Here is an 11536-nt window from a genome sequence, read left to right as displayed (position 1 = left end):
GCGAAAGCGGGAGAGTAGGTCGCCGCCAGTTTTTATTTAAAAGTCTCATACATTCATTTGTATGAGACTTTTTTTTGGACTTAACTCAAAGAAATGAATAATAAATTATAAGCCATGAATCATCAACGATCCTGAATAAGAAATTTTGAAGGAAATGCTATCTGGAATTTTAAGTTTTGGCTGAAGCCAATTTACATAGATACAATGATGAAAGCGGGTTAAAACCCGCTCCTATTAATTAAATCAAATCTAAGAAGAATTAAATTTTTCATTTAAAATTATTTTAAGCTTTAAGAGAAAGTTAAATAAGTTATAAAGTTTAGAATTTATTTCTCTTTTGTAAGAATAAATATATTTAGTATTTGATATTGATTTATATTTGACATCTCTTAAAAAAAACACAAATAGCTACTTTTTTCAAAGCTGTTTTTATTTAATATTTAATAAAAGGTTTAATCATTTATAGATTGAGCTTTAAAGGATATGTTGCAACAGAAAGGTAGGAAGTACCGAAAACCTACCTCCGAAAGGAAAGTTGAGAATTTCTCTGTTGAAATTTTCAGCAAAATAAGTAGGTGATGAAAAAATAAACTTAAAAATGAGAAAACTTTTTGTTTTATCTGCTTTTGTATTACTTACAACTGCATCTTTAACTAACACACAAGCTCAGGTGAAACCAGGTAATGGATTGTTTCAATGGGATACAACTGACCTTATTGGCTGTGGTAGCGGTTTTAATTAATTAAAATTTAGTAAGGCTTTCTTTTAAGAAAGTCTTACTTTTAAATAGAATGAAAAATATTATACAATTCCTTTTAATTTTTTTAATATTTTGTGTTAAAGCCCAAGAATTAAAAAAAGATACTCTATACAATAGAGTTACTGATATAGAAACAGTTATAATTAATAATAAAGATTATGAAAAAATTGATTATTATTTTGGATTAAAGCAAGAAAACAATGTAAGGTTTATTCCAATTACTAATTACGAAGAAGGAGTAAAATTTAAAAATAAATTAGGAAAAAAAGGAAGAATTAATAGTGTAACCTTATTTTTGCACAAGACAGACTCTAAAGTAAATCTTACAAATTTAGAAATTAATTTTTATAAGATAGATTCATTGTCGGGACTTCCAAACGAAAAAATCAACAAAAAGCAGATTATTTTTATTCCGCAAAATAAAGGTAGAGGAAAAGTAAATATTAACGTTTTAGATTATAATTTACCCTTTCCATTAGGTGGAGTGTTTGTATCTATAAAATGGCTTCCAAATAAATTTAATGATAAAAAAGTAGGGCCATCTTTAAGAGAAACAAATTATGAAGAACAAATTACTTATGTTAGATATAAAGACGGAGATTGGCATAAAAATTTAAATATTTCAAGAGAACAAAATTTATACACAAATGCAATGATGGGTTTAGAAGTTTATGTTAAAAGAAAAAAAAATAATGAGTAAAAAATATCTATACTTAATTATTGCTGCTTTAGTTATTATTGTCTTATGCTTATTTACATACAAAACTTCTAAAAAAGTCGTATTTAATGGAAATAAAGAATCTATAACCCATGATTTTGGAATTTTAAGCAAAAATAAAACTTCATTATATGAATATACTTTTAAATATATAAATAAACGATATGATACTTTAAAAGTATATGGTTTAAGAGATGGTTGCGATTGTACTGAAAGTAATGTAAAAACAGGACTTTATTTTAAGAACGATACTATTTCTATAAAAACTAAATACGATCCTAACAAGTATAATGATAATGGGCTTATTGCTAAACAAATATTTTTAATTACGAATAAGAACATTTCAAAATTCGATACAATACTTCCTTTAACTTTAAAAGGAAATATACAATAAAAAAACCGCTTCAATTGAAACGGTTTTTATTTTTAGTTATGATGATCATACATTTTATTGTAAAGATCAATGAATTTCTCTTTTATTGCTTTTCTTTTTAGCTTTAAAGTTGGAGTTAAAAGTCCGGCATCAATGCTCCAAACTTCGGGTGTTAACTCAATTTTTTTAATCTTTTCCCAGTTTCCAAGATGTTCGTTGATTCCGTCGAGTTCTTTTTCTATTCTGTCTTTTAATTCAGGGCTTTTTGCAATTTCCTGAGGAGTGGAGCCAATATTTAAATTATTTCTCATTGCCCAATTTTTTGCAAATTCAAAATCTGGCTGAACGAAAGCACAAGGCATTTTTTCACCATCACCAACAACCATAATTTGCTCGATGAATTTTGAAGCTTTAGCCAAGTTTTCAATCGTTTGTGGCGCAATATATTTTCCTCCGGAGGTTTTGAACATTTCCTTTTTACGGTCCGTTATCTGTAAAAATCCGTCGCTGTCTATATGTCCGATATCTCCTGTTTTAAAATATCCATCTTCTGTGAAAGCTTCTTTGGTCATTTCATCATTTTTAAAATAACCTTTAAAAATAGAAGGTCCTTTTACGGTAATCTCACCATCTTCCTGAATTTTTACATTCAAATTGTCTAACGGTAAACCAACAGTTCCTGTTTTCATTTTATCAAAACTGTTTACAGAAATTACGGGTGAAGTTTCCGTTAAACCATAGCCTTCCAAGATAGGAATTCCCGCATTTTGGAACATTAAATTCAATCTGGTAGACAAAGCTGCAGAACCTGAAACTAAAGTGATAATTTCGCCTCCTAAGCCTTCTCTCCACTTTTTAAATACCAACTTATCAGCAATGATTTCCTGTAATCCAGACGGTCTTGAAACTTCTTTCTTTTTTTGAATTAAATTTAAAGCCCAGAAAAATATTTTTGATTTTAATCCTCCTGCAGAAGAACCTGTATTATAGATTTTATCGTAAACTTTTTCTACCAATCTAGGCACAACACTCATGTAGTGAGGTTTTACTTCTTTTACATTTTCACCCATTTTATCAATGCTTTCGGCGAAATAAACAGAAAAACCATTATATTGGAAAAGATAGAAAAGCATCCTTTCAAAAATATGGCAAATCGGTAAAAAGCTTAACACTCTTGTATCCTTATAATCTAAGCTTTTTCTCTTCGGAATTCTCGGATTTGATCCCAATACATTGGAAACAATATTATGGTGAGTAAGTAATACTCCTTTTGGCCTTCCTGTGGTTCCGGAAGTGTAAATTATTGTAGCAAGGTCTTCAGAATTGATAGCATTAGACAAGTCTTCAACCTCAATTTGGGTAGAATCATCTTCTCCAAGGTCTAAAATTTCTCTCCAATTGGCAGCACCGCTTATATTGTCAAACGTAAAAACACCCTGTAAAGAAGGTATATTATGTTTTACCTTCATTACCTTGCCTAAAAGATCCTTATCTGAAACGAAACAGTACTTTATTTCAGCATTATTGAAAATAAATTCATAATCTTCTGGGGAGATACTTGGATAAACAGGGACAGAAACGACTCCGATCTGGGAAAGTCCGAGATCCATAATTGCCCATTCTGTACGAGAGTTTGTGGTGATCAAAGCGATTTTATCTCCGGGTTTTATACCCAGTTTTAAAAGTCCTCTTGATATCTTATTTCCTTCATTAATAAACTCTTGGGTAGAAGTTTTTTTCCATTCGCCATGATACTTCGTCACAAACATATCAGCTTTAGGATATTTTTCCAAAGCAAAGTGAGGTATATCGAATAATCTTTTGATCGTCATGATTTTCTATAAATTTGTAAAGAATTCTAAATATAAGCATTTTTTTTAATTACAGAAATTAGAAACAAGAAGTTAGAAATTAATAAAATGTGTGGCATAATATTGAATAATTCATACTAAAACTTTAGGTTCTTAAAATTTTAAAATCATTATAATGTGACAAACCTCTAATTACTAGCGTCTAATTTGCAATTCTATTTTCAGGTTTGGTTAAAAAGTGTAAATTTACGACCATCTAATTATTAAATTTTTATGGACTTTAATTTATCAGAAGAACAGCTGATGATTCAGCAGGCTGCAAGAGATTTTGCACAAACAGAGCTTTTACCTGAAGTTATCGAGAGAGACAGAGAGCAGAAGTTTCCTACGGAGCAGGTGAAGAAAATGGGAGAAATGGGACTTTTAGGAATGATGGTAGACCCTAAATACGGAGGAGCAGGTATGGATAGTGTTTCTTACGTTTTAGCAATGGAGGAGATCGCAAAAATTGATGCTTCTGCGGCTGTTGTTATGTCTGTAAACAATTCATTAGTTTGTGCAGGTCTTGAAAAATTTGCGTCTGAAGAACAAAAAGTAAAATATCTTACACCTTTGGCTAGCGGTCAGGTGATCGGAGCTTTTGCTTTATCTGAGCCTGAAGCAGGTTCTGATGCTACTTCTCAAAAAACGACTGCAGAAGACAAGGGAGATTATTATCTTTTAAATGGTATTAAAAACTGGATCACAAATGGTGGAACTGCATCTTACTATGTGGTAATTGCACAGACAGATCCTGAGAAAAAGCATAAAGGTATCAACGCGTTTATCGTAGAAAGAGGTTGGGAAGGTTTCGAGATCGGACCAAAAGAAGACAAATTGGGAATCAGAGGAAGTGATACTCACTCTTTGATCTTTAATAACGTAAAAGTACCGAAAGAGAACAGAATTGGTGAAGACGGTTTTGGATTCAATTTTGCAATGGCTGTATTGAACGGTGGTAGAATTGGTATCGCTTCTCAGGCTTTAGGAATTGCTTCCGGAGCTTACGAATTGGCACTGAAATATGCTAAAACAAGAAAAGCTTTCAAAACTGAAATTATCAACCACCAGGCGATTGCTTTCAAATTGGCTGATATGGCAACTCAGATCACAGCTGCAAGAATGCTTTGCTACAAAGCTGCTGTTGATAAAGACGCAGGAAAAGATATTTCTGAGATTGGAGCTATGGCAAAACTTTATTCTTCTCAGGTGGCAATGGATACGACTATTGAAGCAGTGCAAATTCACGGTGGATATGGTTACGTAAAAGAATATCACGTTGAAAGAATGATGCGTGACGCGAAGATCACTCAGATCTATGAAGGAACTTCAGAAATCCAAAAAATTGTGATTTCGAGAAGTATCGCAAAATAAAACTTTTTAAAAACACTATATTACTATGAAAAAACCTTTGTTAATCACTCTGGGCGTTGTTTTACTGCTCTTAGGAGTATTTATCTGGTATAAATATTTCTTTGTTTTCGGAGAAGGTGTAAAATCCGGTTATCTGAATTATGCCATTAAAAAAGGGTATGTCTTCAAAACCTATGAAGGCAAACTGATTCAGGAAGGTTTCGGAAGGGGTAAAACCGGAAGTATCACGAGTTATGAATTTGAGTTTTCTGTTTCAGACCCTGAAGTTTTTAAACAATTGGAGCTGAACAGCGGAAAATCTTTCGATCTTCATTACAAAGAGTACAACGGAGCTCTGCCATGGAGAGGAAATACAACGTATGTCGTAGATAAAATAGTGAATATGAAATAATAGTAAAAGGCTCTCAATTTGGGAGCCTTTTTACTTTCACGAATCACATAACTTAATATAATATTTTTGACATTTCATTCCGAGGAATGAAAATGTTTATCTAAAACCTGCTTTAATAAAGATAGAAATAAGTATTATGTATTGCGTGTTATTTTCATTAAAATATTATTAAAATAAAAATCCATCGCGAAGATGGATTGTAAAAATTTAGTTAGAATCGTTATTTGGGAGATTTTTGTTTTTCTTTTTATAGAAATAATATCCAATTCCTGCAATTAAAAATATTGGCCATAAAGGAAGAATGAATAGGAAAATAGACGTGATGACATTCCAGCCGGATGATATGGCTGCGAGAGATTTTCCCCCGAAAGATTCCGTGTCTTCACCTTTGATGTAAGAATCTTCACTACCGTAAAGTGTGATGTCTAATTCGCACATCGTGTTTTGAGCAAAATCTTGCCCTGAAACTTCAATTGTTTTATTTTCAACCTTTCCGATATTGTTGTTGCTTAATTCATCCATTAAATACTCAAACTTCTGGATAGGAACTTTTACTTTGATGTAAGCTATTTTGTTTTCGTTGTTATTTAATGAAATATTTTCACTTCTTATAAAACCGTCATATTTCTTTACTTCTTCTTTTACAATTTCTTTTGCAGTTTCGGCATCATTTACAGTAAGTTCTAAAGTTCCTGTTTTTACCATTTTATTTTTAGGAACATTCAGTTCATAATTTTCACTTTTTGGTTTGTCTTTATAAATGATTTTTGTTTCCTTGATTATTTTTGGAGCCGGAACATTCACGACAATTTTTTCTGATTTTTTATTTAAAGAATCTTTCTTTTCTATTTTTGACTCCAGTTTTGTGGAAGTAATTTTATCTGATAAAGAATCTACCATTTTTGAAGTAGCTTCAATTTTTTCTTTTACTCCGTTTTTAGTGTCTTCGAATTCTTTTATTTTAACATTAGCAGAATCTAAAACCGCGTTGGCCGAATTATTAACAGAATTAATAGTTTCAGACGCAACCGTTGCCGCGCTGTCTGCAGTGTTTACCGCTTTTTCAAATTGAGATTGTGCAGCTTCTCCTTTTTTACACATAATGAAAGTGCTTGATACAGCAACCAGTAAGATGAACTTTTTCATAACATTAATTTTTTTGATGAAGTAAAATTAGCGGTGAAGTTCTTGTAGCGCTTGTAAAAGAAGTGTATTGTGTTGGTAAATTGATAAGTTTTTATAAATCAGCTATTTATTTTTATTTTACAAAAGTTTTACAAAGAAAATGTTCATGTTTTTATAGTAATGAATGGATTTAATTGTCTTTTTATAGATTTCTAATTCTATTCAATGTAATTTTTTTCTCTTTAATGATGAAAATTTGATTATTTTTCCTTAATATGTGATATAGGACTTTATAAAATATAGTAATATTGAATAATAGCATAATTAATTGAAGTTCAATACTTTGTATGTAAATAATTTTTATATTTGTGTATTATGAATAATTTAACAAAAAGTTTTATTTTTTTAAGTTTTATATTGCTTTCATTGATTTTATTTTCAAATTGTAAAAATGTTTCTGCGGCAATTCAAAAAAAAGAAAACTTGAAAAATGTAGAATTTACCGAAGTCAGAAGATTGAATTATGCTGTAAATTTGAAAGAGTACACCATTATTAATTCAACAAAAGGAATTAAAGACCTATATGGGAAATTAAATGATTCAAAATTCTCAAGATCTGCTCCAATTCCAATTTTGGAGGGAGAAAATGAATGCTTTTTAGTAGTAAAACCTAAATTGGAAAAAATAAAATACGGAGATATTGAAATTGAAAAACTGGAATCTAAAGGTTCAGTATTGATCGTTACTTACCGGGAAACTGAAAACGACGAATACGCTGAGAAAAAACAATCAAATCCTATAGTTATCCTTAAAATTTCGAATAGACCTAAAACAATAAAATTTAACCATCAAAAATAAATTTATGAAAAGAAAACTATTATTGATAGCGGGCCTTCTCGTACTATCGGGAACAATATTTGCCCAGCAAAACCAGTGGAGTAAGCTCTCTCGGAACAACGTAAGAGATGCCAGAGAAAAATCGGTGAAAGTTTCTAAATATGAACTTTTAAGTTTAAATACAGATGATCTTAAACAACAGTTATTAACCGTTCCGGATAGAAGTAGAATCTCTTCCGTAAAAGGAACTTTAATAAAATTTCCTAATGATCAGGGAACGTTTGACACATATGAAATTTTTGAAGCTTCAACCATGCATCCCGATCTGCAATCCCGATATTCTGATATCAAATCATATATGGGATATAAGGTGGGTGATCAAACAACAAAAATCAGATTTACATATGATCCATATTTTGGATTAAATGCGATGGTCAGAAGTACAAAGGGAATATATTATATAGATTCATATTCTTCTGATAATAAGATTTATATAGTCTACGACAGAAAAGATGCAAGTTCTCAGAGCAGATTCGAATGTTTGTTTAAAGAAGATGAAAATGCTCTACATCAAACCACTAATCCAATTTCTCAGGGAAAAACAGTTATTGACGGACTTTTAAGAAGATACAGGCTGGCAATTTCCACGACTACAGAATATACGGCTTATATTTCTCAGCAAGCAGGAGTAGGAGCGGGAACGGATGCTCAAAAGAAGGCAGCGGTTCTAGCGGCAGTTAATTTAGCAGTAGCTCGTCTTAATGATGTTTATGAAAATGATATTTCGGTGACATTACAATTGATCGCGAATACAGATCTTTTATTTTTCATCAATTCAGATACTTTTGATGCGCTGGATGCTTATCAGATGATCGATGAAAATCAGACCGTTACTGATAACGCGATTGGTGCTACAAATTATGACATCGGACACGTTTTTTTCCAGGCTACACAAGGAAATGACAACGGGTTGGCTTATACACCAGCGGTTTGTAATGCTTCTGTGAAAGCAGGTGGAGTTACTGGTTCTGCAGTTCCTGTGGGAGATCCTTTTGTGATTGATTATGTAGCACACGAAATGGGGCATCAGTTTGGAGCGAATCATACTCAGAACAATGGTTGTAACAGAAATAATGCAACGTCTATCGAACCGGGAAGTGCCAGTTCAATTATGGGATATGCCGGAATTTGCTCTCCAAATGTGCAAAATAACAGTGATGCGTACTTCCATGCAGTAAGTGTCAGAGAAATGTATCTCAGAATAACAGGAGCCGGAAATTGTGGTGTAAACACTGCCACCGGAAATAATGAACCGACAGTTAATGCAGGTTTAGACAGAACAATTCCTATCGGTACACCATTCGCACTGACTGGAGTGGCATCTGACCCTGACGGTAATGCGATTACTTACAATTGGGAACAGATTGATGCTGGAGCTGCGTTGATGCCTCCAAGACCTACAAATACAGTAGGACCTTTGTTCAGATCTATGTTTGCAACGACTTCTCCTACAAGATATTTTCCTAGATTGTCAACGATCATTGAAGGCTATGATCCTACTATTTTAACAGCAACCAATTACAGATCTTGGGAAAAATTACCAACAGCGGCAAGAACGCTTAATTTCTCGTTATTGGTAAGAGATAACAACCCTGTGGGCGGACAAACAGGTCGTGATGACATTCAGCTTACGGTTTCTACGGCAGCCGGACCTTTTACAGTCAGTTCTCAGAATACAGCGGGAATTACATGGACTGCCGGTCAGCAACAGACTGTTACCTGGAATGTCGCTAATACCACTGCAGCACCCGTAAGTACAGCAAATGTAAGCATCTTGATTTCAATGGATGGTGGACTTACATTCCCTAATACATTGGTGGCAAGTACGCCGAATAACGGTTCTTATACCTTTGCAGTTCCGAATGGATTGGGGAATTCTTCTAATGCAAGAATTATGGTTAAAGCGATTAATAACGTATTTTTAAATGTAAATACAACCAACTTTACCATTAATTCTAATCTGTCTACGAACGAACTTGAAAAAGAAGACGGATTAAAAATTTATCCAAATCCTTCTAAAGGAATTTTCACTATAGAATCTGATTCCAGAACAAATATTTCTTACACTGTATTTGCAATGGACGGAAAATTAGTAAGCCCTAAAAAAGAAATTTCTCGTAATGGAGGTAAAATCATGGAGAAAGTAAATCTTTCATACCTTGTAACAGGAGTTTACATTATTCAGATTGAAAAAGACGGTCAGAAAATCTCTAAAAAATTGATTATTAATAAATAATAACATTCATATTCATTAAAAGGAAACGGCTCGAAAATATTTTCGAGCCGTTTTTATATATTTAAATCAAATTTAATCTTGCTTAAATTCACTTATAAAATGCAGTTTCACATTCGGGAATTTTTCCTGCGTCATATGAATCGTGAATGATGAATCTGCCAAAAATACCAATTGATTGTATTTATCTCTGGCCAAGAATCTTTGTTTTAATCTTGCAAATTCTTTGAATTCATCAGATTTTTCATCAGCTTCAACCCAACATGCTTTATGCATGGAAAGTGGTTCGTAAGTACATTTTGCACCATATTCATGCTCCAAACGATATTGAATAACTTCATATTGAAGCGCTCCAACCGTTCCGATGATCTTTCTGTTGTTCATTTCAAGCGTAAATAGCTGGGCAACACCCTCATCCATTAACTGGTCGATACCTTTAGCCAATTGCTTAGCTTTTAAAGGATCACTGTTATTAATATATCTGAAATGCTCCGGAGAGAAGTTTGGAATTCCTTTAAAGCTCAGTTTTTCACCGCCCGTTAAAGTATCTCCAATTCTGAAACTTCCTGTATCATGAAGACCAACAATGTCTCCAGGGAAACTTTCGTCCACAACTTCTTTTTTATCAGCAAAAAAGGCGTTTGGTGAAGAAAATTTCATCTTTTTATTTTCTCTTACCAATAAATAATTTTCGTTTCTTTTAAAAACTCCTGAAACAATTTTCACGAAAGCCAAACGGTCTCTGTGTTTCGGGTCCATATTCGCGTGAATCTTGAAAACAAATCCTGTAAATGTACTTTCTTCAGGCTTTACGATACGGGTATCACTTTCTTTTGGCTGTGGCATTGGGGCGATTTCGATGAAAGCATCCAATAATTCACGAACTCCAAAATTATTTAAAGCTGAACCAAAGAAAACAGGCTGAAGATCGCCGCTCATGTATTCATCACGGCTGAATTCAGGATAAACAGATTGTATCAAATCAAGTTCTTCACGTAAGTTTTTTGCTGCTTTTTCACCGATAATTTCATCGATTGTAGGGTCATTAATGTCATCAAATTTGATAGCCTCACCAACTCTCTGTTTTTTCTCTTCTAAGAATAACTGAATATTGTTTTCCCAGATATTGTAAATTCCCTGAAAATCAGCTCCCATTCCAATCGGAAGAGAAAGTGGAACAACTCTTAATCCTAATTTTTGCTCAACTTCATCCAAAAGATCGAAGGCATCTTTACCTTCACGGTCTAATTTATTAATGAAAACCAACATCGGGATATTTCTCATTCTACAAACCTGAACCAATTTTTCAGTTTGCTCTTCAACCCCTTTTGCAACGTCGATTACAACGATTACAGAGTCAACGGCTGTTAATGTTCTGTAAGTATCTTCTGCAAAGTCTTTGTGACCAGGTGTATCAAGAATGTTGATTTTGTGACCTTTATATTCAAAAGCCAATACGGAAGTTGCCACAGAGATCCCTCTCTGTCTTTCAATTTCCATAAAGTCGGAGGTAGCTCCTTTTTTTATTTTGTTCGATTTTACCGCGCCCGCTTCCTGAATTGCACCCCCGAAAAGTAGTAACTTCTCCGTAAGAGTGGTTTTTCCGGCATCGGGGTGAGAGATAATCCCGAAAGTTTTTCTTTTTTCTATTTCTTTGATTAAGTCTGACATATCGTATTTTGAAGTTGCAAAAATCGTGAATTTTGTCGAATCCTGAAAATTTGATTTTAAAACATTTATTAAAACACAAATAACACTAATTATTCGCACAAATAAGCACAATTAAATTTGTGAAAATTTGTGAAAACATTTGTG

10 protein-coding genes are annotated in these 11536 nt (G+C 32.9%); 7 read left to right on the top strand and 3 right to left on the bottom strand.

Annotated elements, in window-relative coordinates:
- The first annotated feature begins 598 nt into the window (after nucleotides 1–598).
- The 3 genes from SB689_RS18620 to SB689_RS18610 are packed head-to-tail and all read left to right on the top strand — an operon-like array spanning nucleotide 599 to nucleotide 1872.
- Nucleotides 599–742, top strand: a complete 144-nt coding sequence (locus tag SB689_RS18620; protein ID WP_410693594.1) for a hypothetical protein — start codon at nucleotides 599–601, stop codon at nucleotides 740–742.
- Between the two features lie 49 nt (nucleotides 743–791).
- The gene (locus tag SB689_RS18615) at nucleotides 792–1460 is read left to right on the top strand and encodes a hypothetical protein (RefSeq protein WP_410693593.1); all 669 of its coding nucleotides are present in this window, start codon (nucleotides 792–794) and stop codon (nucleotides 1458–1460) included.
- Nucleotides 1453–1872 (top strand): DUF1573 domain-containing protein, encoded by a 420-nt coding sequence (locus SB689_RS18610; protein ID WP_410693592.1) that lies wholly within the window; start codon nucleotides 1453–1455, stop codon nucleotides 1870–1872. The genes SB689_RS18615 and SB689_RS18610 overlap by 8 nt, the downstream gene beginning before the upstream one ends.
- A 32-nt stretch (nucleotides 1873–1904) precedes the next feature.
- Here SB689_RS18610 and SB689_RS18605 read toward each other — a convergent pair whose 3' ends face one another.
- The gene (locus tag SB689_RS18605; RefSeq protein WP_410693591.1) at nucleotides 1905–3683 is read right to left on the bottom strand and encodes an AMP-dependent synthetase/ligase; all 1779 of its coding nucleotides are present in this window, start codon (nucleotides 3681–3683) and stop codon (nucleotides 1905–1907) included.
- Nucleotides 3684–3935: 252 nt separating this feature from the next.
- On the opposite strand from SB689_RS18605, the gene SB689_RS18600 reads away from it, so the two are divergent.
- Together SB689_RS18600 and SB689_RS18595 are read left to right on the top strand one after the other, a co-directional pair.
- The gene (locus SB689_RS18600) at nucleotides 3936–5075 is read left to right on the top strand and encodes an acyl-CoA dehydrogenase (protein WP_066750834.1); all 1140 of its coding nucleotides are present in this window, start codon (nucleotides 3936–3938) and stop codon (nucleotides 5073–5075) included.
- Between the two features lie 25 nt (nucleotides 5076–5100).
- Nucleotides 5101–5466: a hypothetical protein gene (locus tag SB689_RS18595; protein WP_410693590.1), complete on the top strand. Its 366-nt coding sequence runs from the start codon at nucleotides 5101–5103 to the stop codon at nucleotides 5464–5466.
- Nucleotides 5467–5673: 207 nt separating this feature from the next.
- Here the strand turns inward: SB689_RS18595 and SB689_RS18590 are convergent, their stop codons facing one another.
- Nucleotides 5674–6612, bottom strand: coding sequence for a DUF4349 domain-containing protein (locus SB689_RS18590; RefSeq protein WP_410693589.1), 939 nt, complete (start codon nucleotides 6610–6612; stop codon nucleotides 5674–5676).
- A 462-nt stretch (nucleotides 6613–7074) separates the two neighbouring features.
- On the opposite strand from SB689_RS18590, the gene SB689_RS18585 reads away from it, so the two are divergent.
- Together SB689_RS18585 and SB689_RS18580 are read left to right on the top strand one after the other, a co-directional pair.
- The gene (locus SB689_RS18585; RefSeq protein WP_410693588.1) at nucleotides 7075–7449 is read left to right on the top strand and encodes a hypothetical protein; all 375 of its coding nucleotides are present in this window, start codon (nucleotides 7075–7077) and stop codon (nucleotides 7447–7449) included.
- Nucleotides 7450–7453: 4 nt separating this feature from the next.
- Nucleotides 7454–9724, top strand: coding sequence for a reprolysin-like metallopeptidase (locus SB689_RS18580; protein WP_410693587.1), 2271 nt, complete (start codon nucleotides 7454–7456; stop codon nucleotides 9722–9724).
- A 72-nt stretch (nucleotides 9725–9796) separates the two neighbouring features.
- Here the strand turns inward: SB689_RS18580 and SB689_RS18575 are convergent, their stop codons facing one another.
- Nucleotides 9797–11392 (bottom strand): peptide chain release factor 3, encoded by a 1596-nt coding sequence (locus SB689_RS18575; protein WP_410693586.1) that lies wholly within the window; start codon nucleotides 11390–11392, stop codon nucleotides 9797–9799.
- Between the last annotated feature and the right edge of the window lie 144 nt (nucleotides 11393–11536).

It is taken from the genome of Chryseobacterium sp. SIMBA_038 (genome assembly GCF_046535115.1).
GTDB lineage: Bacteria > Bacteroidota > Bacteroidia > Flavobacteriales > Weeksellaceae > Chryseobacterium.
The sequence above is the reverse complement of the archived record's forward strand: the minus strand, read 5'-3'. Positions and strand labels throughout refer to the sequence as shown.